Here is a 22,581-nt window from a genome sequence, read left to right on the forward strand (position 1 = left end):
ACCATGACCCGCTCATTGCGCATCCTCTATATCAGCCTGTTCCTGGCGTTGCTGCTGGCCCTTGGCGCCTGGTCGCTGCGCAGTTTCTTCGGTTTCAGCACCAACGCCGACGCGACCGTACTCAACGGTCGCTGGACCAAGGCCGTCGAGACCCACTACGACGACGAGTTCCCGATCAAGCGCCTGGGCACCAACCTCTGGGCCGCGCTGGACTACAAGCTGTTCAACGAAGGTCGCAAGGGCGTAGTGCTCGGTCGCGATCACTGGTTGTACAGCGACGAGGAGTTCAACCCCAGCGCCAACGAAGACCAGAACCTGCAAGACAATTACGCACTGGTCGAAGGCGTGCGCCAGAAGCTCAAGGCCCAGGGTATTCAACTGGTGATGGCGATCGTGCCGGCCAAGGTGCGCCTGTACCCGGAACACCTGGGTGAGGTGAAACCTGCGAGCATCCACGCCAATCTGTACCAGGACTTCCACGCCCACGTGGCCGCCGACAAGATCATCGCCCCCGACCTGCTGGGCCCGCTGCAACAGGCCAAGCTCGGCGGCAAGCAGGTGTTCCTGCGCACCGACACCCACTGGACACCGGACGGCGCCGAAGTCGCGGCCAAACAGCTGGCCAAGGTGATTGCCGACAAGACCCCGCTCAGCGGCGAACCCCAGCGCTTCGTCACCGAAGCCGAAAGGACCGAGCCGCATAAAGGCGACCTGCGTCTGTTCCTGCCGCTCGACCCGTTGTTCGAAAACCTGATGCCGCCCAAAGAGCCACTGCAAAAACGTGTCACTCATCTGGCTGAAAACAAAGGTGACGATGCGTTATTCAGCGACAGCGAAACCCCAGTGGCCCTGGTCGGCACCAGCTACAGCGCCAACCCCAACTGGAACTTCGTCGGCGCGCTCAAGCAAGCCTTGCACAGCGACGTAATCAGCTACGCCGAAGACGGCCACGGCCCGATCCTGCCGATGCTCAGCTACCTGAAAAGCGATGACTTCAAGAACAGCCCGCCGCAAGTGCTGATCTGGGAGTTCCCCGAACGATATCTGCCCGTCAACAACGAAATCGGCGATGCCGACCCGCAGTGGGTTGCGCAGCTTAAACAAGCCGGTTCGCGCCAACAAAACATGGCACTCAACACCGTTAAAACCCAGAAATCCGAGATGCCCGACCGGGCGCAAAACTGAAAGAGAGGTAACTCACATGACTTTCACTACTACTCCTCGTCGTCTCGCCAAGACCCTGGCCCTGGCTGCCGGTATGAGCATCGTCTCGATGTCCGCCTTTGCCGGTGGAGACGCAGCGCTTTACGGCCCGACCGCGCCAAAAGGCTCGAGCTTCGTACGTATCTACAACGCGTCCAACCAAGAGGTCAGCGCCACCGTCGGCGCCACCAACCTGAGCGATGTCGCACCACTTTCCAGCAGCGACTTCAGCTTCATGCCCGGCGGTGACTACAGCGCCAAGGTCGGCAGCCAGACCGTGCCGGTCAAACTCGCCCCGGACCACTACTACACCTTGGTCAACAGCAGTAGCGGCCAGCCGCAATTGATCGAAGAACCACCGTTCAAGAACAAGCAGAAATCCCTGGTACGCGTGCAGAACCTCAGCGACAAGGCCCTGACCCTGAAAACCGCCGACGGCAAGACCGACGTGGTCCAGTCGGTGGCCGCCAAAGGCCGTGGCGAGCGTGAGATCAACCCGGTGAAAGTCAGCCTGGCGTTGTATGACGGAGACAAGAAAGTCGGCGATGTGAAGCCGGTTGCGTTGGAACGTGGTGAAGCGGCGGTGCTGTATGTCACCGGCTCGGGTTCGAGCCTGTCGCCAGTCTGGGTCAAGCGCCCGGTGTCGACCCGCTGATTAGCTTTTCAATTTGACGATTCCCTGTGGGAGCAAGCCCCCTCCCACAGGCTCTGACCCATATCGATTCAAGGAGAAACCCCATGATCCCAGTAATCCTTTCCGGTGGTAGCGGCTCACGTCTTTGGCCGCTTTCGCGTAAACAGTTCCCCAAGCAATTCCTGGCCCTGACCGGCGAACACACGCTGTTCCAGCAAACCCTGGAACGCCTGGTGTTCGAAGGCATGGACACCCCCATCGTGGTCTGCAACAAAGAGCACCGCTTCATCGTCAATGAGCAACTCAACGCCCGCAACCTGGAAAGCCAGCGCATCCTGATGGAGCCGTTCGGGCGCAATACCGCACCGGCCGTGGCCTTGACTGCGATGATGCTGGTCAATGAAGGCCGTGACGAACTGATGCTGGTGCTGCCGGCCGACCACGTCATCGATGACCAGAAAGCCCTGCAACGCGCCCTGGCCCTGGCGACCGTGGCCGCCGAGCGGGGCGAGATGGTGCTGTTCGGTGTACCGGCGACCCGCCCGGAAACCGGCTACGGCTATATCAAGTCCACCAACGACTCGCTGCTGCCTGAGGGTGTGAGCCGCGTGCAACAGTTCGTGGAAAAACCCGATGAAAAACGGGCCGTGGAGTTTGTCAAAAGCGGCGGTTACTTCTGGAACAGCGGCATGTTCCTGTTCCGCGCCAGCCGTTTCCTCGAAGAACTGAAAAAGCACGACCCGGACATCTACGACACCTGCGTACTGACCCTCGAGCGCAGTGAGCAGGATGCCGACACCGTGACGTTCGACGAAGCCACCTTCGCCTGCTGCCCGGACAATTCCATCGACTACGCCGTGATGGAAAAAACCCAACGCGCCTGCGTCGTGCCGCTGAGCGCCGGCTGGAGCGACGTGGGTTGCTGGGCCTCGCTGTGGGCGGTCAACGATAAAGACGCCAACGGCAACGTGAGCAAAGGCGACGTGGTGATCCAGGACAGCCGCAACTGCATGGTGCATGGCAACGGCAAGCTGGTGTCGGTGATCGGCCTCGATAACATCGTGGTGGTGGAAACCAAGGACGCGATGATGATTGCCCACAAGGACAAGGTCCAAGGCGTCAAGCAGATGGTCAATACCCTCAATGAGCAAGGCCGCAGCGAAACCCAGAACCACTGCGAAGTCTATCGCCCGTGGGGCTCCTACGATTCGGTGGACATGGGCGGACGCTTCCAGGTCAAGCACATCTCGGTGAAGCCGGGCGCCTGCCTGTCGCTGCAAATGCACCACCACCGCGCCGAGCACTGGATCGTGGTCAGCGGCACCGCTGAAGTCACCTGTGACGAGAACGTGTTCCTGCTTTGCGAGAACCAGTCCACCTACATCCCGATTGCCTCGGTGCACCGCCTGCGCAACCCGGGCAAGATCCCGCTGGAAATCATCGAGGTACAGTCGGGCAGCTACCTGGGCGAGGACGATATCGAGCGGTTCGAAGACATCTACGGACGCTCGACGCCGGTTGAACGAGGTGTTTCGGTGAAAACTATCGCGCAGTAAAACAGTCGTACAAGAAGCCCTCGCCCAGCCGACTGCGTCCCCTATCCGCAGCCGGTTGGGCGGGGGCTTTTTCTTTGGGGCCTTCAGTGTCCCCATCGGGAGCAAGCCCCCTCCCACACTTGAATGTGTTCACAAATCAAAATGTGGGAGGGGGCTTGCTCCCGATGACATCAGCCCAGGCAACATCGCACTCAAGCAACCCAAACCCGCCTACGCTTAAGTTAGGATGCTCGTTCCCTATTCGAGGTGGTCTCCATGTTCTTCGGCGTTCTCCTGATCATCACCTGGCTGATCCTGCTGCTGCGCTACCCCGCCAAGGCGCTGCCGGTTTCCCTCGCCGCCGCTGTCGGCCTGGGGTGCGTGGCGATCTGGGTGGTGTGGCTGGATAACCGCGAAGCGTCGCAATTGGCGCGCCTGGAGCTTCGTATCAGTTATGCGCCACAAGACTGCCAGGCTGACCGCCCGTTGAAGCTGACCCTGAAGAACACCAACGACGTACCCCTGACCGAACTGCGCTGGCGCGTGGCCGCCTATGCACCCGGCGACACGGTCAACCTGGCCGACAACGTCTACGCCGCCCCACGCTATCGCGGCCCCGGCGAACTGCAGGCCGGTGAGACCTGGGAAGACTGCCTGCCCACGCCGCCGCTACGCCCCGGCTACCGCCCGCAAACCCTGGAATTTCGCGCCGAGCACCTGCAGGGCAGTTTCTCGGACTGACAAAGGACTGATCATGCCTAGTGTACTCATCACCGGTTGCTCCAGCGGCATTGGCCGCGCCCTCGCCGACGCGTTCAAGAGCGCAGGCTACGAGGTGTGGGCCAGCGCCCGCCGCCAGGACGATGTGACCAGCCTGGCCGCGGCCGGCTTCAATGCCGTGCCGTTGGACGTCAACGACAGTGCCGCCTTGCAGCGCCTGGCCGAACAACTGGGCGAATTGGATGTGCTGGTGAACAACGCCGGTTATGGCGCCATGGGCCCCTTGCTCGATGGCGGCACCGACGGCTTGCAACGCCAGTTCGAAACCAACGTTTTTTCCATCGTCGGCGTGACCCAGGCGCTGTTTCCCGCCCTGCGCCGTCGCCAAGGCCTGGTGGTGAATATCGGCAGCGTATCGGGCGTGTTGGTGACCCCCTTTGCCGGTGCGTACTGCGCATCCAAAGCCGCCGTGCATGCCTTGAGCGATGCACTGCGCATGGAGTTGGCGCCGTTTGGTGTGCGGGTGATGGAAGTCCAACCGGGAGCGATCAACACCCGTTTCGCCAAAAATGCCGGCGCCCAGGCAGAGCTGTTGATCAACGAACAATCGCCGTGGTGGCCGCTGCGCGAGGGCATTCGGGCGCGCAGCCAGGCCTCCCAGGACAAGCCGACCCCCGCCGATGTATTCGCGGCGGATGTGCTCAAGGCGGTGCAACAGAACGAACCACCACGCTTGTTGCGTTCGGGCAACGGCAGCCGGGCGTTGCCGTTGATGGCCGCGTTGTTGCCCAAGGCGCTGCTGGAGAAAATCCTGATGAAACGCTTCGGGCTGACGCGGACGCTCTAGCCTTTCATAAAATCAATAAACGCCCGCACCTTCTGCGGCAAATGCCGCGTATCCGGATACATCGCATAAACCCCTTGCGGGGCAAAGCGATGGTCCGGCAACAGGCACACCAAGCGCCCCGACCGCAGATCGTCTTGCACCAGCCACTGCGGCAGCACCGCGACACCGTGGCCGCGCACGGCAAAGGCCTGGAGCACGGCGGCACTGTCGGCGACCAGTGCCGCCGGGCCGATGCGATAGGAGTGCGGGTCACCGGTCGGGCCGGTCACGTTCAACTCGGTCAGGCGGCCATGCCCCAGCTTGGGCAAACGCTCCAACTCGTCCAGGGTTCGAACCCCGGCAAACGCTGGTGCTGCAACCGCCAATACCTCGTAGGTCGACAGCTGCACGGCGCGGTGATTGGAGTCCGCAAGGCGCCCCAGCCGGATCGCCACGTCAAAACGCTCCGAAATCAAATCGGCGTGGGTGGACGATGTGGATAAGTGAATATGTAAATCCGGGTGCAGTCGACGGAACGCCTCGACCGCTGGGGCCACCACGGCCAGCGCATAGTCCACGGTCGTGGTGATGCGCAGCGTGCCCTTGAGCTGGGCGTGTTCCGAACGGGCATCCTCGATCGCCAGTTGCGCTTCCAGCAGCACCCGCGTGCAGCGCTGATAGAAGCGCTCGCCGGCGTCCGTCAGCGCCAGTTGTCGGGTATTGCGAGTGAGCAGGGTGACGCCCAGTTCGGCCTCCAGGCGCTTGAGGTTGAAACTGACCACAGCACGGGTCTGGCCCAACAGGTCGGCGGCCGCGCTGAGCGAGCCGGCTTCTACCACGGCTTTGAAGGTGTCGAATCGGTCCAGGCTGACCATGGGCAACCCCCCTCACTTGTCAAAATATTTTTGACAAACTAGCAGGCAAACCGATGTATTCCAAAGTGAACCTGTGGCCTACCCTGCCCGCTTCACTCGCAGGATCACGTTCATGACCTACCGCTCGAAAGTCGCCTGGATCTTTTTGCTGGGCTTCGCCCTGGACCTGGTGAACATGTTTGTCGCTACCGTCGCCTACCCGGATATCGCCCGCCAGTTACAGGCTTCGGTGACGCAACTGGCGTGGGTCAGCAACGCCTACATGCTCGGCCTCACTTTGATCATTCCATTGAGTGTGTGGCTGGCGGCGAGCCTGGGCGAGCGCACGTTGATTGCCAGCAGCCTGCTGTTGTTCGCCGGGGCTTCGGTGATGGCCGGCCAGGCAAGCTCGATCGAAGCGCTGATTGGCTGGCGTGCGTTGCAAGGCTTGGGTGGCGGGCTGCTGATTCCGGTGGGGCAAGCGATGGCTTATCGGCAATTTCCGGCAGCGGAGCGCAGCCAACTGACGGCGCGGGTGATGTCGGTGGCGTTGCTGGTGCCGGCACTGTCGCCGGCGCTGGGCGGGCTGATCGTCGACAGCGTGTCGTGGCGCTGGATCTTCTATGCCAACCTGCCGCTGGCGCTGGTCACCGGGTTGCTGACCATGCTTTGGATAAAACCTGACGTGCCGACCGCCGTGCGCCCGGCGCTGGACATCGGCAGTATTTTCAAACAAGCCGGCAGCCCGATGCTGCGGGTGGCAATGCTGGTTTATCTGTTCATTCCCGGCGTGTTTATCGGTACCAGCCTGATCGCCATTCTCTATTTGCGCAGCCTGGGTTATGACGCAACACGCACTGGCGCACTGATGCTGCCGTGGGCGCTGGCGTCGGCGCTGGCCATTTTCCTCAGCAAAAAACTGTTCAATCGTTGCGGCCCCAAACCCTTGTTGCTGATGGGAATGGCTCTGCAATGCAGCGGCATTCTCTGCCTGAACACCCCCGAACCCAGCGTGATTATTGCTGCCTATGTATTGATGGGCCTGGGTGGCAGCCTGTGTAGCAGCACCGCACAAACCCTGGCGTTTCTGGATATTCCCGCCGCCCATATGGGTCATGCCAGCGCCTTGTGGAACATCAACCGGCAAATCAGCTTCTGCCTTGGCGCCGCGGCGCTCAGTGCGCTGTTGTCGGCCTTGGATTCTTTCGCGACAACCTTCACGATAGCCGCAGCCCTGACCGTGCTGCCCGTCTTCGCAGTGTCACGCCTGGATACGTCCAGAGTCCGCGCACTGCTTCATCCTGCCAGTGAGCGACAGCCATGAATGATTACCGTATTTTTTTCGACGAAGTGATCCACACCCACATCCAGATCGAGCAATGGTTTGCCGGAGTGGCGCCTGAAGGAACATTGCCGAGCCTGCTGGCGCGCTTCTCGCCCGAATTCAGCATGGTGGCACCCGCCACCGGCGCCAGGGTGAATGCGGCCGGGGTCAATGCGCTGTTCACGCGCCTGGGTGGCATGCGTCCAGGGTTGAAAATCACCCTGAGCGAAATGACCGGGATTGATCAACACGCCAACGGTGCGACCGTCACTTACCGCGAGCTTCAGATCGATGACAGCGGTACCAGGACGGATCGGCGGGCCACCGTGGTGTTCGAAAAGCAGGCCAGCGGTGCGCTGCTATGGCGGCACTTGCATGAAACCTACTGCCAGGCGTGACTCCAGGGTCATTCATTACAGAGCAATACAATTTTGCTACAACCCTGAACGGGCGCTTTGCGTAAAGTTGCGCCCTGATTCCTGACTCAACAAACACCTCGCCCCTATCCGGCTGGTCGTTGATCGAAGTCCGCATCGATCCTCTAAAACAGTCCTGGAAGCTTCTGGGTGAAACCAATCAAGCCTTTTAACCTTTCGCGCTCTTGCCGGACGTTATGCTCACTGTCACTGCTGTTGATGGTCACGACCGGCTGTTCAGTCGCCCCCTTGCCGGCCTTGAAACCCACCCCGCCCGAAGCGTGGCGCAACGCGCCGCCTCCCGGGTCGCCGCTGGCCCCCGACCTGAACCAGTGGTGGCGCGCATTCAATGACCCCAAGCTGGATGCGCTGGTGGCGCGAGCCCTGCAAAACAACCTGGATGTCGCCGCCGCCGTCGAGCGCCTGCGGGCCGCGCGGGTATTGCGCCAACATGCGCAATCGCCGTATCTGCCCTCGCTGGGGATCAAGACTCACGATGCGATCAGCCCTGATACCAGCACGTCTTACTTCCTGATCGGCTTTGACGCGCAGTGGGAACTGCCGTTGTTTGGTGCCGGACAAAGCGCCGACCGCGTGGCCCAGGGTAACGAGGCGCGCATAGTTGCCGACTTGCGCAGCGTGCAGGTGTCGCTGGTGGCTGAGGTTGTGCGCCAATGGATCGAACTGCGCTCGGCGCAACAGGCAGAACGCGCGCTGCTGAGCGTGCGCGACACCCAGCATGAAAAGCTGCAACTGTTGCAGGTACGTCAGCAACTCACACTGGCGCCTCAGGGCGATGTGGCCGGCGCCGAGGCTGAACTGGCGCAGACGGAGATGCTGCTGACCGAGCCACGGCAACTGATCAACAGCCATGCGCAACAATTGGCGCTATTGACCGGGCAATCGGAACCCGACGCGAGTTGGCTGCAACCCGGCTCCGCTCCCACACTTGGCCAACGGCAACTCAACGGCCTGCCGGCGGACCTGTTGCGCACACGTCCGGAAATTGCCGGCGCCGAGGCCGAGGTGTTGATCGCCGCCGGTGAACTCGGGTTGAGCCGTGCCGAAATGTACCCGCACCTGAGCCTGGGCACGTCGTTGCAGTGGTCGCTGAACATTGCCAGCAATCGCAAGCACACGCCCAGCGGCAACAGCATTTTCTCGGCCGGGCCCGGGATCAGTATCCCGCTGTTCGACTGGGGCCAGCGGGCCGCCGCCGCCAAATCCAGGAATCACCAGATGAAGGCCGCCGTGCTGGCGTATCGGCAAGCGGTACTGCAAGGCGTTGCCGAAGCCGAAATTGCCTTGGGCGACCTTGAGCAACTGCGTCTGCGCGAGCAGTCGGCCAAACAGGTCTATGCCGCGACACGTAGCCGCCTGGAAGCGGCGCAACAGCGCGTCCACCTGGGTTTGATGAGCCCGCTGGAACTGACGGGCGCCCAGGTCGAAACGCTGCGCGCCAAGCAACAGGCCGACAACGCGACCACCCAAAGGGATGTCGCCTTCGTCGCGCTTTACAAGGCGCTTGGTGGCGCGCCGTTACCGGCGACCACGCTTAAGGATGCTGACTGATGGTGGCGCTTGCCCGTTTGACACTGGTGCATGAGTGGCGCCGCTTCCTGCCCGCGATCATCGCGGTAGGCTTTGCAGGTTTGCTGCAGTTGCTCCAGACGGCCCTGGTACTGGGCATCTTCGGCAGTGCCAGTGTGTATATCACCGGCTCCACGGCAGACCTTTGGGTTGGTTATCCCGGCACGCAAAGCGTCAACCTCGGGCGGCCGATCAATGCCGATGTAGAAATGCGCCTGCGCATGGATGCCGATATCCAGCGGGTGGAATCGTTCCGCTGGGTGGATGCCGATTGGCGCGGTGCACGCGATACCGGTGGCGTGTCGGTCTACGTCTGCGGCATTGATGCCGGGCCCCAGGGCCTGATGTTTGAACGGACCTTGCCACCCCTGCTGCGTGCCCGCCTGGATGAGCCCGGCGCCGTGATCGTGGACCGCGCCGACCTGGACAGCCTGGGCGTCAAGCTGGGGGATAGCGCAATCATCAACGGCCAGCGCGTGCATGTGGTCGGCGTCACCAGCGGCCTGCGTGCGCTGGGCGGGGTCAACGTGCTGGCATCGCTCGCCACGGCGCAACAATTCGACGCCACCGCCACGGCGGACCGCATGACGTACCTGGTCGCCAAAGTGCGCGACCCGAGCCAGGCCGAAAGCGTTGCCGCGCGCCTGGGCGGCGGTGCCGGGTTCGGCAACTACGCAGTCTGGACCGCCCAGCAGTTCGCCCAGCGCTCGCAGATGTACTGGATGTTCGACACGGGCGCCGGTGCAGGCGTGTTGTTTCTGGCAGGCATCGTCTTTCTGGTCGGCGCCGTGATCACCAGCCAGACACTGGTGGCCGCCATTGTCGGTTCGATCCGCGAGTACGCAACCCTGAATGCCCTTGGCGTGGGGGTCAATGCCCTGCGCAAAGTGGTGATGGAACAGGCGTTCTGGGTCGGGGCGCTGGGGCTGCTCGGCAGTTCGGTGCTGGCGGGGCTGTTCTTTGTCATGGCGGCGCACTACAACGTGCCGTTGCAACTTTCGCCCGGCGCGGCTCTGGCGTGCGTGCTGCTGAGCATGATCCTGGCACTGGTGTCGGGCCTCGCGGCCATTCGCACCTTACGCCACGCCGACCCGGCAAGCCTTCTGAGATAACTGCCCATGAGCCTCTCGACATCGGCAACCGCCATCACACTTCAAGCCCGTGGTATCAGCAAGTCGTTTACCTCGGGCCGGATCGTGACGCCTGTGCTGCACGACATTTCCCTGGCGATACGGCCGGGGGAACTGACCCTGATCTCAGGCCCGTCCGGTTGCGGCAAAAGTACGCTGCTGGCGATCCTCAGTGGTTTGCAACGCCCCGACCAGGGCAGCGCCACCGCATTGGGGCAAGACCTGGCAAGCCTGGACAACCAGGCACTCGAGCGTTTTCGCCTCAAGCACACCGGCTTTGTGTTCCAGGGTTTCAACCTGTTCCCGGCCCTGACCGCACTGCAACAGGTCGAACTGCCGTTGAGCTACCTGGGCCTGCCTCACAAAGAAGTACGCCAGCGCGCCATCGCGGCCCTGGAAGAAGTCGGGCTCGGTGCGCGCATGAAGCTGCGCCCGGCCGAATTGTCCGGTGGCGAAAAGCAACGTGTCGCCATCGCCCGTGCCGTGGCCAAAGAGCCCGAACTGCTGTTCGCCGACGAACCGACCAGCGCGCTCGACGCCGCCAACGGCCATATCGTGATCGACATTTTGCACAGGATCGCACGCACACACGGGACCACGGTGCTGTGTGTCAGCCACGACCCGCGCCTGATCAGCAGTTCCGACCGGGTGCTGAGCATTGAAGACGGCCGCATTCTGAACGATCACTCCCAACCCTTCCCACCCGCCAAGCTGGCCGGTGCCCAGGAACATTTTGTATGAACTCGCGTTCGCTTCGCCCATGGCTGGTTCTGAGTAGCGCACTGTTGTTGCTCGCGGGTTGCTCCCGTGAAGATCAACCGGCAAACCCAGCCGCATCGGCCCCCAGCTACCTGGCGGTCGCCCGTGGCCGCATTGACGTGGAAGGCGGCCTGCTCAAGCTCGGCTTCACTTCCGACGCGGTGGTTAATGAGATCAAGGTAAAAGAAGGCGAGCAGGTCAAAAAAGGCCAACTGCTCGCCACCCTGGACAGCGAGCTGCAACAACTGGCGGTGGGTGCTGCACTGACCGGGCAACAACAGGTGCAGGTACAAGCCAAACAACTGGCCAGGCAGCTCAAGTTCGCCGAACAGAAGGCCAAGCGCCTGACATTGGCCGCCGGAGCAGGCGCCGGCGACCAGCAAAGTGCCGATGAGGCCCACGAGGCGGTCGAGCGGCTGCGTGACGAGAGCGAAACCAATAAGGTGCAAGCCGACATCGCGACGAGAAAGCTCAATGCAGCACGCTACGAACTGACCCGGCGCAGCCTTCGCGCGCCCATCGATGCCGAAGTGGTCCGTCGCCTGATCCAGCCCGGCGCGGCGGTCTCCGCGCAGTCCGGTGCGGCCTTCGTATTGTTGCCGAACCAGCCGCGTATCGTACGTGCCGAGCTGAATGAGTCATTTGCCGGCGTGGTCACCCCCGGCATGCAGGCCGAAGTGACGGATGACAGCGGCACTGGCTCGGCACCGCTGTCTGCCCATGTAGTGCGCATCAGTGCGGTGCTGGGCAACAGCACCCTTGAAGACGACGCCCAGGTGCGGGCCAACATGCGTACGGTCGAATGTATCCTGGCGTTCGACCAGCCCCCGCCGGCGTCACTGCGGGTCGGTCAACGCATGCTGGTGCGGTTCGGCCCGTAGGCATTTGCCTGGGCAGGCCGTGCAACGCGGCCTGCTCAACGGGTCGTCGGGTTGACGATCACCGTGCAGGTGATGCCTGCCGCCAGCAGCACGCCTTCGGGCACCTCATCGATATGAATGCGCACCGGCACCCGCTGGGCCAATCGCACCCAGTTGAAGGTCGGGTTCACATCCGCCACCAGCTCACGGCTTTCAGGATTGTCACGATCGTAGATGCCACGTGAGATGCTTTCCACGTGCCCCTTGAGGGTCTCGCCGCTCATCAGTTGCATATCGGCTGGGTCGCCGACGTTGACGTGGGGCAACTTTGTTTCCTCGAAGAAGCCATAGACCCAGAACGAGTTCATATCCACCACGGCCATCTTGGCTTCGCCGATGCGCGCATAGTCGCCCCGATGCACATTGAGGTTGGTCACATAACCGTCGACGGCCGCGACCACTTGAGTGCGCTTCAAGTTGAGTTCGGCGGCTTCCAGTTGCGCCAGCGCGTGCTGGTAATCGGCCAATGCCGAGTCGGCAATGTTGCTGGCGTCGTCACGGTTTTCCCTGGAGATCACCAGGGCGTCGAGGTCGGCACGGCGGTGGGCATTGACCTTGCGCATTTCCCAGGTGGCTTTGCGCGAGGCCACCAGCGCTTGCGCCTGTTTGACCGCGATGCGGTAGTGTTCGGGGTCAATCTGCATCAGCAGATCGCCCTTTTTCACCAACTGGTTGTCACGCACCGGCACGTCCACCACTTCGCCGGTCACGTCGGCGGCGACGTTGATGATATCGGCGCGCACACGGCCGTCGCGGGTCCACGGGGTTTGCATGTAGTGCACCCACAGCGTGCGGCCAATCCAGATGGCCAGGGCCAGCACCAGCAAGGTCGCAAGCAGACTGAAAAACTTTTTCATCGGGGCATTCTCAACGGTAGACGGTCAGCGCCAGGGCGCCGAACAGGCAAACGAACAGGCTCAGGCGCAACAACGCCGGGTGCCAGAAAAAACGGTACAGGTCGAACCCGGCCAGGAAGCGGTCCACGCCCCAGGCCAGCCCCGCCGCGATCAGGAACATCAGGGTCATGGTCGGCATGTAGAGGCCGTGGAACGCGATTTCACGGGGCATGCGTGACTCCTTGCGTGGCGCCCTTGAGGGCCGCCAGTGGTGATTGCGGGTCCAGCAGCGAGGTGCGGATAAAATGCAGATAGCTTTTCACCCGGCGCAGGGCCGAAGTGTCGAAGTGCGGGGCGAAAGGTTCGTCGGTGGCCTGCACGCGGCTGATGGCGTGGTCGACTGCGATCAGGCCGCGCTCCAGGTTGCTCGCGCTGGGTTGCAGGAACAGTCGCACCAGTGAGCGGCCCATCACGCGGATCGCCTGGCGCCACGGCTGGGATTCGGCATACGCCGGGTGCACCGGCAGGATCGCCTGTTCCTTGCGCAACTCGATGATCGCGTGGCCGACTTCCAGCACCACGAACATCCAGCGCAGCAGGTCGCGCTGCACCTGCGGCTGGCCGACCGCCAGGCCGTAGGCCTGGTGCAGCAGGTCGCGGGTGCGGCTTTCGAAGCTCGACGCCAGGCCCTTGAGCTTGCCGCTGATCGCATACACCACCTGTTCACGCAGGTCCTGCTCCAGGCGACGCCACAACCAGCGGCTGTTGGGCGGCAGAATGATCGCCCCCGCCGCCGCGCACACCAGCATGCCGATGACCATCGCGATGTAGTCGTTGATGAAGCTGTAGGGGTTGTAGATCGTGAGGTTGTCCGGCACCGAGCCGGTGCTGAAAAAGATCAGCAGGCCCACACCTACGCCGGCGTATTGCGGGCGTGAAGCGAGAAACGCACCGCAGATGATGACGGGGGCGAGCATCACGCACAGCAGCGGGAAACCGTCGATCCACGGGAACACAAAAAACATTTCGACGAAGCCCACCAGCGCACCGATCAAGGTGCCGCAGGCCATCTGGAACGCCATGCGCTTGGGGTTGGGCGTCGCCGCAGACAGCCCGACCGTGGCGGCGGCGATCAAGGTCATGGTTGCGCCGCTTGGCCAGGCGGTGGCCACCCAGTAACTGCCGAGTACGATCAGGATGAACGACGCGCGGATCCCGGAAGCGGCGCAGGCCAGCCAGTTGGTCTTTGGCGTATAGGGCTCGTCCCAGTCTTCCCGTGCGTGGCTGTGGTCGGCCAGGGAAGCGTGGGTCAGCGCGTAGTTGTGCAAGTCATCGACAAAGCGGTAAAGCAACTCGTAGGCGGTGTGGAAATCCAGTTGCTCAGCCTCGGTGGGCTCGCCCTCCTGGAAGGCCGCACGCAGGCTGCGCACCGTGGCCGGCAGGCCGTCCTTGTAGGCGCTCAGTTGGTTGGCCAGCCGTGCGGCGTCAGGGCTGGTGAGGGCACGGCCAGAAAAACCGTCGAGCACTTCGGCCAGGTCTTGCAAACCGGGCTTGATCGCCGCGACGACATGGTCAGCCTCATCGGTGCGCAGCCGCGCCAGCAATTGGTGCAAGGCGTTAAAGCGCGTGGTGATGCTCATGAACTCGCTGTTGAGGCGGCTGAGGCGACCATTGCGCCGCCGCATATGCGGGTCTTCGAACACGGTGACGCTGCGCAGCCCTTCCAGGCCCACGGCTTCGGCGATAAAACGCACGTTGCTGGCCTCGAAGCCTTCGCGCTGGCTGCGCCCACGCAGGCCATCGGTCACGAACAAGGCAAACACGCCGAAGCGTTGGTACAGGGCATTGCGCATTGCCGCGCTGGAGGTCTGCGGCAGGAACGCCGCGCTGACCAGCGTGGAACACAGGATTCCCAGGGAGATTTCCAGTACGCGCCATACCGCCGCCATGAACGCGCCATCCGGGTGGGCCAGGGCCGGCAAGCCGACCATCGCCGCCGTGTAGCCCGCCAACACGAACCCATAGGCGCGAAAGTTGCGGTTACGCGTCGCACCGGCAGTACACAGGCCGACCCAGATCGCCAGGGCGCCGAGGAACAGTTCGGTGTTCTGCGCAAACAGGGCGATCAGCAAGACCATCACCGCCGAGCCCGCCAGGGTGCCGAGGAAACGGTAGAAGCTCTTGGCGAACACCTGCCCGCTTTGCGGCTGCATCACGATGAAAACCGTGATCATTGCCGTGCGCGGTTGCGGCAGTTCCAGGCGCATGGCCAGCCACAAGGTGAGGAACGCAGCGATCAGCACCTTGAAGATGTAGACCCAGGTCACGCCGTCGCTGCGCGCCCAGTCGAAGAAACCACGGCGCCACTCAAGGGAGTGCAGCCAGCGCAGCGGTGCAGGCAAAGGAGTCATCACAGGCTACTCAGTGGTCAAACACGGCGAGCGCCGCCGGGGTCTTGCTCGGAAGGGTCTTGGCCGGTTGCGGCACATCGCTGCCGGCCCCGAGGCCGCCACCCAGGGCGGTCACCAGTTCGGCGTGAGCGCTCAAGCGTGCGGCCTGCACCTGTTGCTCGATCTGTTGCTGGCGGAACAGCAAGGTCTGGGCATTCAACACGTTGAGGTAATCCGTGAGGCCGCGCTGGTAGGCGATCATCGCAATGTCATAGGTTTTCCGGGCCGACGCCACCGACTGCGCGGCGAAGGCCGCCTGCTTGTTCATGGACTCGCGGCGGATCAACTGGTCGCTGATGCCTTTGAGCGCGTTGACCAGCGTCTGGTTGTACTTGGCCACGGCGATGTCATAACCGGCACTCGCCTCACCCAATTGCCCGCGCAGGCGGCCACCGTCGAAAATCGGCAAGGTGATCGCCGGGCCGACGGTGTAGTTGAATTTCTGCCCACTGAGGAAGCCCAGCGCGGTGCCACCGGTGGCCATGTAGCCGAGGCTGCCGACCAGATCCACGTTGGGGTAGAAACCGGCATGGGCGACATCGATACCCCGGGCCTGGGCAGCGACCTGCCAGCGGCTGGCGACCACGTCGGGGCGCTGGCCGAGCAACTGCGCGGGCAGGCTGGACGGCAGTTTCAACGGGGCGGTGAGGGATAGCGTCGGGCGCTGCAAGGTCGCGCCCTCCCCCGGGCCTTTGCCGGCCAACGCCGCCAACTGGTTACGGCTCAGGGCGATTTCTTCGTCCAGGGCGTCCAGTTGGCGATGGGTTTCCGGCAATGGGGTTTCGGTTTGGCTGACGTCGAAGTGGGTGCCGATCCCCGCGTTCAGGCGCTTGTTGGCAAGCTCCAGGATCTGCTCTTGCTGGGCCAGGGTGGCGGCGACGATATCGCGGCTGGCGTAATGCAGCGACAGCTGGATATAGGCGCGCACCACGTTGTTCTGCAATTCGAGCTGGGCCTGGCGCGCCTCGGCGGCGCTCATGTGGGCCAGGTCGACAGCGCGTTCCGTGGTATTGCTTTCACGGCCCCACAGGTCGAGCGCATAACTCAGGCCGAGCGTGGAACTGTTGTCCCAGGTATTCGCGCCACTCAACTCGCCAGGGCCGTAGAACTGGTCCTTGGGCCAGTTGTGGCGCTTGAGAGCGGTGTCGCTGTTGACCTGCAACGACTCGGCCGACTCGGCCACCCCGGCCATGGCCCGCGCCTCACGCACCCGCGCGGCGGCCATGGCCATGCTCGGGCTGTTTTGCGTGGCACGTTCAACCCAGCGGTTCAGTTGCGGGTCGTTGTAGGCTTGCCACCACTGGGCGGTGGGCCAGTGGGCGTCCTGGACGGCGTTCTGGATGGCTTCGTCGGTGGCCAGGGTATTGGCGTTGAGGACCTGGCCTTGTGGGGCAATGCCTCCGGTTCCGATGCAGCCGCTGATTGCTAACGATAAAGCCCAAACACTGAGAGTCTTCAGCTCTCTGCTGATGCGGCACGGCACGGCAAGCGAATTCCTGAGGTGGTAATGCGGGGAAGGTGGCGCAATTCTAGGCGGCGGCATGCAGGACGATAAGCTGGTATTCCTGTGAATCTTTGTTACCGTTCAGGCGATAATCCATTGGTAGGGATCACTGGTCGGCGTAACTTTCTGTCACAATTTGTCATCTCCCCTGAGAACACTCCATGGACACTTTGCAAAACATGCGCGCGTTCAGTTGCGTCGCCGAAGCCGGCAGCTTTACCGCCGCCGCCGCGCAGCTGGATACCACCACGGCCAACGTGTCGCGCGCGGTCTCCAACCTCGAGGCCCATCTGCAAACCCGCTTGTTGAACCGCACCACCCGCCGCATCGCGCTGACCGAAGCCGGCAAACGCTATTTGCTGCGTTGCGAGCAGATCCTCGCCTATGTCGAGGAAGCCGAGGCCGAGGCCAGTGATGCGCATGCGCGCCCCGCCGGACAACTGAAAGTGCACACCATGACCGGCATCGGCCAGCATTTCGTGATCGACGCGATTGCCCGCTACCGGCGTACCCACCCCGACGTGACCTTCGACCTGACCCTGGCCAACCGCGTGCCGGACCTGCTCGATGAGGGTTACGACGTATCGATCGTGCTGGCCAGCGAGCTGCCGGATTCGGGTTTTGTATCCCAACGCCTGGGCATCACCTACAGCATTGCGTGTGCCTCACCGGACTACGTCAAGGCCAAGGGTTGCGCGCAGCGCCCACAGGACTTGCTCAACCATGCCTGCCTGCGCCTGGTCAGCCCGGTGATCCAACTGGATAAATGGACCTTCAATGGCCCTGAAGGCCAGGAAAGCGTGGCGATCAACACCTCGCCGTTCCTGGTGAATTCGGCCGATGCGATGAAAACCGCCATCACCAGCGGCATGGGCGTCGGCCTGCTGCCGGTGTACGCCGCCATCGAAGGCCTGCGCAACGGCACATTGGTCCGGGTCATGCCGACCTACCGCTCGCAAGAGCTGAACCTGTACGCCATCTACCCGTCGCGCCAATACCTGGATGCGAAGATCAAGACCTGGGTGGAATACCTGCGCGGGTCGTTGCCGGAGATCCTGGCGGCGCACCAGGCGGAGCTGGCCGCGTATGAGCTGAGCAGCGGCGTTCGCCTCGCGACTTTGTAGTGAGCGGGCTTGCCCCGCGCTGGGCGGCAAAGCCGCCCCAACAAAGACGCCGCGGTATTTCAGGAGGACCGAGGTGCCTGGGTTTGGGGCGGCTGCGCCGCCCAGCGCGGGGCAAGCCCGCTCACTACAATGGTGTTGCGTTGGGGGGATAAATGTTAGCGTGCTTGGCATTCTTCCGTAGTCGATGAGCCCGCCTGCAATGAAAAAGACTGTCCTTGCCTTCAGCCGTATCACCCCGCCCATGATCGAACGCCTGCAACAGGAGTTCGAGGTGATCGTGCCCGACCCCAAGCGCGGCGACATCAACACTCAATTCAATGACGCCCTGCCCCATGCCCACGGCCTGATTGGCGTGGGCCGCAAACTGGGCCGTGCGCAACTCGAAGCGGCGAGCAAGCTGGAAGTGGTATCCAGTGTCTCGGTGGGTTACGACAACTATGACCTGCCCTACTTCAACGAGCGCGGGATCATGCTCACCAATACCCCCGATGTACTCACCGAAAGCACCGCCGACCTGGCCTTCGCCCTGCTGATGAGCAGCGCGCGCCGCGTGGCCGAGCTGGACGCCTGGACCAAGGCCGGCCAGTGGAAAGCCAGCGTCGGCGCACCGTTGTTCGGCTGCGATGTGCACGGCAAGACCCTCGGTATCGTGGGCATGGGTAATATTGGCGCAGCGGTGGCCCGACGGGGTCGCCTGGGTTTCAATATGCCGATCCTGTACAGCGGCAATAGTCGCAAGACGGCGCTGGAGCAGGAGCTGGGCGCGCAGTTCCGTAGCCTGGACCAATTGCTGGCCGAAGCCGACTTCGTGTGCCTGGTGGTGCCGTTGAGCGAAAAGACCCGCCACCTGATCAGCACCCGCGAGCTGGGACTGATGAAGTCCAGCGCGATCCTGATCAATATTTCCCGTGGGCCTGTCGTCGACGAACCGGCGTTGATCGAAGCCCTGCAAAACCAGCAAATTCGCGGTGCCGGTCTGGATGTGTATGAACAGGAGCCATTGGCCGAGTCGCCGTTGTTTCAACTGAGCAATGCCGTGACGCTGCCGCACATCGGCTCGGCGACCCATGAAACCCGCGAAGCCATGGCCAACCGTGCTTTGGATAACCTGCGCAGCGCCTTGCTGGGGCAGCGTCCGCAGGATTTGGTGAACCCACAAGTGTGGAAGGGCTGATACAGATCCAAGGTGGGGGGAGACGGCCCGCAACAAAATCCGGTTAAAGCCTGGCTCCCCCAAGTCGATAACCTGCTACAGATCACAGTCCCTGATCCACAGAAGGTTTTTATGTCCACCACCAAAGCCCGCGCAGACTCACTCTCGCTTCTGCTCTTTACCTTGCGCAGCGGCAAGCTGATGGCGATCAACCTGCTGAAAGTCAGTGAAATCATCCCCTGCCCGCCGTTGACCCGGCTGCCGGAGTCGCACCCCCACGTCAAAGGCATCGCCACCTTGCGCGGCGCTTCGCTGTCGGTGATCGACCTGAGCCGCGCCCTGGGGGAAATGCCCCTGCAAGACCCCGACGGCGGCTGCCTGATCGTCACCGATGTCAGCCGCTCCAAGCAGGGCTTGCACGTGCAGGCGGTGAGCAAGATCGTGCACTGCCTGACCACCGATATCCGCCCACCGCCCTATGGCTCCGGTGGCAACCGTGCCTTTATCACCGGGGTTACCCAAGTGGAAGGCGGGTTGGTGCAAGTGCTGGATATCGAGAAAGTCATCCATGGCATCGCCCCGGCCCCGATTGAAGCGGCGCCGACCGACCTGACCATGGAAGAAGCCGAAGTTCTCGGCCATGCCCGCATCCTGGTGGTGGATGACAGCCAGGTCGCCTTGCAACAGTCGGTACATACCCTGCGCAACCTCGGCTTGACCTGCCACACCGCTCGCAGCGCCAAGGAAGCGATTGATGTGCTGCTGGAGCTGCAAGGCACTGACGCGCAGATCAACGTGCTGGTGTCGGACATCGAGATGTCTGAAATGGACGGTTACGCCCTCACCCGCACCTTGCGCGAAACTCCGGACTTCCAGGACCTTTATGTGCTGCTGCACACCTCGCTGGACAGCGCGATGAACAGCGAGAAAGCGCGCTTGGCCGGGGCCAACGCGGTGCTGACCAAGTTCTCCTCGCCAGACCTGACCAAATGCCTGGTGGTCGCCGCCCAGAGCGTGGCGCAAAAAGGTCTGTGAGGCATGCGGGAATACTTCCAGCTGCTGCGCCGTGACCTGACGGGTAGCCTGCCCGCGCCACAGTGGCCGGCGGGTATTGAGCTGGATCATTACCGCGCCGAACTGGCCCCAGCCATCCATTCAGTCTTGCGCCTGACCCAGGACCAGGGTGGCGGTCGCGTGGCCAGCCTGGAGCAATGGCAACATCAATTCATCACGGATGCCGAGTTCGACCCGACGCTGTGCCTGGTGGCCAGTAACGCTGACGGCGTGCTCGGCGTGGCTCAATGCTGGACCAGCGCCTTTATCAAGAACCTCTCGATTCACCCCTGCGCCCAAGGTCAGGGGCTGGGGCGTGCGTTGTTGCTGCAGGCCTTTGCAATGTTCAAGCAGCGCGGCGAATCCTACGTGGACCTCAAGGTGCTGGAGAGCAACGTACGCGCGCGGCAGCTCTATGAAAGCGCAGGTATGAGATTTGTCCTACGCGATGTAGTGACAGAGGACTGACAGGCACTGGCGTGTAACTTGCTTCAAGAGAGCCCGAATGGTGGATAGAGGTAAAAACCCGTCACCGTTCCTGCGTGCCCTCTGACCTTGCCTGGTGACAGAACTTGCCCATGAACACTCATTTTTCCTGCGTAGGTTGCGGCAAGTGCTGCACCGACCACCACGTCCCCCTGACCCTCGACGAAGCCCGGCAATGGGCGGCGGATGGCGGTAATGTGATCGTTCTTGTAGAAGGTTTCCTGGCCAGCGGACTGGGGGTGCCGCAGCAGCAGCGCGAACACGCCGAGCGCCGTTCGGTAAAAGTGCCCAGCGGCAATACCGAGGCATTAGTGGCAATCACCTTTGCCGCCTACAACGCCGGGCGCTGCCGGAATCTTGACGAAGACAACCGCTGCGGCATCTACGAGCGGCGCCCGCTGGTATGTCGGATCTACCCGATGGAAATCAACCCGCATATTCCGCTGAACCCGGCGGCCAAGGATTGTCCACCGGAATCCTGGGAACAAGGGCCGGCCCTGATCGTCGGGGGTGAGCTGACGGACCCTGCGTTGGCGGAGCTGATTCGTCGCTCACGCCAGGCTGACCGTGATGACGTACAGACCAAAGAGGCGGTGTGCGCCTTACTCGGCATCCGCACCACCGCGCTGAAGGGTGACGGCTTTACGGCCTACTTACCGGACATGCACGCCTTTACCCAGGCAATCGAGTTGGCGGTTGATCAGCCGTATGCGGCCCATGAGTGGGTGTTTCATGTGTCCGGGATGGATATCGCCGAACAGGTGCTGGACGCCGGGGCACAAATCGTTACCGAAGTGCCTGCCAACTATGCATTCATCTCCTTGCGCGCCGCCTGACCCTGGGGAAACGGGCGATCATGGACAGGCATGCAGCCCGTTAACAGGGTAAGAGTGCAGGATGCGTCGGTACTCGCCGTTCTGCATCAGTTGTTCGAGCGCACGATTGAGTTCGCTGCGTAACGCCGTATCGGGCTTACGCACCGCAATCGCCACGCTGTTACCCAACAGTTGCGACGAGACGACGGGGCCGAGGAAGTCGAAGCCCAGGCCGTCGGGTGTGTCGAGCAGCGCTTCACGGATTTCGACGGTACCTTGCAGCGTCGCATCGATGTCACCCGCGACCAGGCTGCGAACCAGCTGGTCATTGAGCCAGAAACTCTTGATGGTCACCCCTGCCGGCGCCCACTGCGACAGGGCAAAGGCTTCACGGTTACTTTTCACCAGGACGCCGACACGCTTGCCCTTGAGCGACCGCCGATCCGGAGTCAGACCCGATGATCTACGGGCCACCAGGCGGGTGGTGATCGGGTAGAGATCATCCGTGAAGTTCACCCACTGGCGCCGGGCCGATGTCGGCGCCATGCCCATGATCGCATCGAATTGCCGGGCTTCAAGGGCTGGGAAGTTTTCCACAACCACCTGGTCGACCCAGGTACAACGCACATTGAGCTGCACGCACAGGGCGTTGCCCAATTCGATATTCAGCCCCACCAGTTGGCCTTGCTGATTGCGGCTTTGAAACGGGGGAAAATGCGCGGCGACGGCAAAACGGATTTCGTGTCTGGGTGGATCACTGGCAGTGGCAGTGCTGAACATGACGAGCAGCAGTAATACGGCAAACGCAACACAGAGCTGTTTCAGCATCAGGGGGATATCCTTTCCGGAAAAGCCAGCCTCATCTCACCTTCGCTCCGGCAAAAACAACCGGAGCGAAGCGGATACCGTGCAAGCTTTCAAGAAAGGTCCGCGGGCCGACAATACGAAATTTCAGCTATTGCCGTAGGCAATGATCGGTATTGCCCGCGAATTTTTACTCTTAACGTTTACCCATGGAACGGCGAGTACCGGGTGGCGCCATACCTGGCGTCTTGGTATGACCGTTCTTGACACCGCCCTTGTACCAAGGCTGGCCGGCATTCTTGGCCCCGGCCAGTTCACCCGGCTTGAAAGGGAACTTGAAAGCCGGGATCTCGGCTTTTTCAACGCCGTCGGCATTGGCCGTATCAACGAGGTCGGTCGCTTCAACAGCGGGTTGGGTCGGGGAAGTCATGAAAGCTCCGGAGCG

The 22,581-nt window shown here is 62.4% G+C and carries 23 protein-coding genes; 16 read left to right on the top strand and 7 right to left on the bottom strand.

The window, feature by feature from the left end:
- The first annotated feature begins 3 nt into the window (after nt 1-3).
- The 5 genes from DK870_RS05820 to DK870_RS05840 all read left to right on the top strand — a co-directional run bounded on the left by DK870_RS05820 (nt 4) and on the right by DK870_RS05840 (nt 4,939).
- Entirely contained in the window at nt 4-1,185 is a 1,182-nt protein-coding gene (locus tag DK870_RS05820) for an alginate O-acetyltransferase (protein WP_161548237.1), read from the top strand.
- Nucleotides 1,186-1,201: 16 nt separating this feature from the next.
- Nucleotides 1,202-1,858, top strand: a complete 657-nt coding sequence (locus DK870_RS05825) for an alginate O-acetyltransferase AlgF (RefSeq protein WP_060753877.1) — start codon at nt 1,202-1,204, stop codon at nt 1,856-1,858.
- An 83-nt stretch (nt 1,859-1,941) separates the two neighbouring features.
- Nucleotides 1,942-3,393, top strand: a complete 1,452-nt coding sequence (locus DK870_RS05830; protein ID WP_060753878.1) for a mannose-1-phosphate guanylyltransferase/mannose-6-phosphate isomerase — start codon at nt 1,942-1,944, stop codon at nt 3,391-3,393.
- A 255-nt stretch (nt 3,394-3,648) separates the two neighbouring features.
- Nucleotides 3,649-4,113: a hypothetical protein gene (locus DK870_RS05835; RefSeq protein ID WP_060753879.1), complete on the top strand. Its 465-nt coding sequence runs from the start codon at nt 3,649-3,651 to the stop codon at nt 4,111-4,113.
- Between the two features lie 13 nt (nt 4,114-4,126).
- Complete coding sequence (locus tag DK870_RS05840; protein ID WP_161548238.1) at nt 4,127-4,939, top strand: SDR family oxidoreductase; 813 nt, start codon at nt 4,127-4,129, stop codon at nt 4,937-4,939.
- Here the strand turns inward: DK870_RS05840 and DK870_RS05845 are convergent.
- Entirely contained in the window at nt 4,936-5,793 is an 858-nt protein-coding gene (locus DK870_RS05845) for a LysR family transcriptional regulator (RefSeq protein WP_161548239.1), read from the bottom strand. The genes DK870_RS05840 and DK870_RS05845 overlap by 4 nt on opposite strands.
- A 112-nt stretch (nt 5,794-5,905) precedes the next feature.
- Here DK870_RS05845 and DK870_RS05850 point away from each other — a divergent pair, with 112 nt between their 5' ends.
- The 6 genes from DK870_RS05850 to DK870_RS05875 all read left to right on the top strand — a co-directional run bounded on the left by DK870_RS05850 (nt 5,906) and on the right by DK870_RS05875 (nt 11,872).
- Nucleotides 5,906-7,096 (top strand): MFS transporter, encoded by a 1,191-nt coding sequence (locus DK870_RS05850; protein WP_104995560.1) that lies wholly within the window; start codon nt 5,906-5,908, stop codon nt 7,094-7,096.
- On the top strand, nt 7,093-7,494 hold the full coding sequence (locus tag DK870_RS05855) for a hypothetical protein (protein WP_060753883.1): 402 nt from the start codon (nt 7,093-7,095) through the stop codon (nt 7,492-7,494). Before DK870_RS05850 ends, DK870_RS05855 begins: the two co-directional genes overlap by 4 nt.
- A gap of 237 nt (nt 7,495-7,731) precedes the next feature.
- Nucleotides 7,732-9,084 carry a TolC family protein gene (locus DK870_RS05860; protein WP_178126861.1) on the top strand — a complete coding sequence of 451 codons (1,353 nt, stop codon included), beginning with the start codon at nt 7,732-7,734 and terminating at the stop codon, nt 9,082-9,084.
- Nucleotides 9,084-10,214 carry an ABC transporter permease gene (locus tag DK870_RS05865; RefSeq protein WP_104995559.1) on the top strand — a complete coding sequence of 377 codons (1,131 nt, stop codon included), beginning with the start codon at nt 9,084-9,086 and terminating at the stop codon, nt 10,212-10,214. Before DK870_RS05860 ends, DK870_RS05865 begins: the two co-directional genes overlap by 1 nt.
- A gap of 6 nt (nt 10,215-10,220) precedes the next feature.
- Complete coding sequence (locus DK870_RS05870) at nt 10,221-10,973, top strand: ABC transporter ATP-binding protein (RefSeq protein WP_060753886.1); 753 nt, start codon at nt 10,221-10,223, stop codon at nt 10,971-10,973.
- Entirely contained in the window at nt 10,970-11,872 is a 903-nt protein-coding gene (locus tag DK870_RS05875) for an HlyD family secretion protein (protein WP_104995558.1), read from the top strand. Before DK870_RS05870 ends, DK870_RS05875 begins: the two co-directional genes overlap by 4 nt.
- Before the next feature lie 35 nt (nt 11,873-11,907).
- On the opposite strand, the gene DK870_RS05880 is transcribed toward DK870_RS05875, so the two are convergent.
- The 4 genes from DK870_RS05880 to DK870_RS05895 are packed head-to-tail and all read right to left on the bottom strand — an operon-like array spanning nt 11,908 to nt 16,680.
- Nucleotides 11,908-12,768: an HlyD family secretion protein gene (locus tag DK870_RS05880; RefSeq protein ID WP_104995557.1), complete on the bottom strand. Its 861-nt coding sequence runs from the start codon at nt 12,766-12,768 to the stop codon at nt 11,908-11,910.
- 10 nt (nt 12,769-12,778) lie between these two features.
- Nucleotides 12,779-12,979 (bottom strand): DUF1656 domain-containing protein, encoded by a 201-nt coding sequence (locus tag DK870_RS05885; protein WP_060753889.1) that lies wholly within the window; start codon nt 12,977-12,979, stop codon nt 12,779-12,781.
- A complete protein-coding gene (locus DK870_RS05890; RefSeq protein WP_104995556.1) occupies nt 12,969-15,158 on the bottom strand; it encodes an FUSC family protein in 2,190 nt (729 codons plus the stop codon). Before DK870_RS05890 ends, DK870_RS05885 begins: the two co-directional genes overlap by 11 nt.
- A gap of 10 nt (nt 15,159-15,168) precedes the next feature.
- Nucleotides 15,169-16,680, bottom strand: a complete 1,512-nt coding sequence (locus DK870_RS05895; RefSeq protein ID WP_104995555.1) for an efflux transporter outer membrane subunit — start codon at nt 16,678-16,680, stop codon at nt 15,169-15,171.
- Nucleotides 16,681-16,862: 182 nt separating this feature from the next.
- Between DK870_RS05895 and DK870_RS05900 the strand changes: the two genes are divergently transcribed.
- From DK870_RS05900 to DK870_RS05920, 5 genes are all read left to right on the top strand, one after another.
- Complete coding sequence (locus tag DK870_RS05900) at nt 16,863-17,825, top strand: LysR family transcriptional regulator (protein WP_060753892.1); 963 nt, start codon at nt 16,863-16,865, stop codon at nt 17,823-17,825.
- A gap of 199 nt (nt 17,826-18,024) precedes the next feature.
- On the top strand, nt 18,025-18,999 hold the full coding sequence (locus tag DK870_RS05905; RefSeq protein WP_161548240.1) for a D-glycerate dehydrogenase: 975 nt from the start codon (nt 18,025-18,027) through the stop codon (nt 18,997-18,999).
- A 111-nt stretch (nt 19,000-19,110) separates the two neighbouring features.
- Nucleotides 19,111-20,013 (top strand): chemotaxis protein, encoded by a 903-nt coding sequence (locus DK870_RS05910; protein WP_060753894.1) that lies wholly within the window; start codon nt 19,111-19,113, stop codon nt 20,011-20,013.
- Nucleotides 20,014-20,016: 3 nt separating this feature from the next.
- Complete coding sequence (locus DK870_RS05915; RefSeq protein WP_104995553.1) at nt 20,017-20,499, top strand: N-acetyltransferase; 483 nt, start codon at nt 20,017-20,019, stop codon at nt 20,497-20,499.
- Nucleotides 20,500-20,609: 110 nt separating this feature from the next.
- Nucleotides 20,610-21,353, top strand: coding sequence for a YkgJ family cysteine cluster protein (locus tag DK870_RS05920; protein ID WP_104995552.1), 744 nt, complete (start codon nt 20,610-20,612; stop codon nt 21,351-21,353).
- An 18-nt stretch (nt 21,354-21,371) separates the two neighbouring features.
- Here the strand turns inward: DK870_RS05920 and DK870_RS05925 are convergent, their stop codons facing one another.
- Both DK870_RS05925 and DK870_RS05930 read right to left on the bottom strand, forming a co-directional pair.
- Nucleotides 21,372-22,160 carry a transporter substrate-binding domain-containing protein gene (locus DK870_RS05925; protein ID WP_060753897.1) on the bottom strand — a complete coding sequence of 263 codons (789 nt, stop codon included), beginning with the start codon at nt 22,158-22,160 and terminating at the stop codon, nt 21,372-21,374.
- A 172-nt stretch (nt 22,161-22,332) separates the two neighbouring features.
- On the bottom strand, nt 22,333-22,566 hold the full coding sequence (locus DK870_RS05930) for a hypothetical protein (RefSeq protein ID WP_060753898.1): 234 nt from the start codon (nt 22,564-22,566) through the stop codon (nt 22,333-22,335).
- Between the last annotated feature and the right edge of the window lie 15 nt (nt 22,567-22,581).

It is taken from the genome of Pseudomonas sp. Q1 (assembly GCF_009935975.1).
GTDB lineage: Bacteria > Pseudomonadota > Gammaproteobacteria > Pseudomonadales > Pseudomonadaceae > Aquipseudomonas > Aquipseudomonas palleroniana.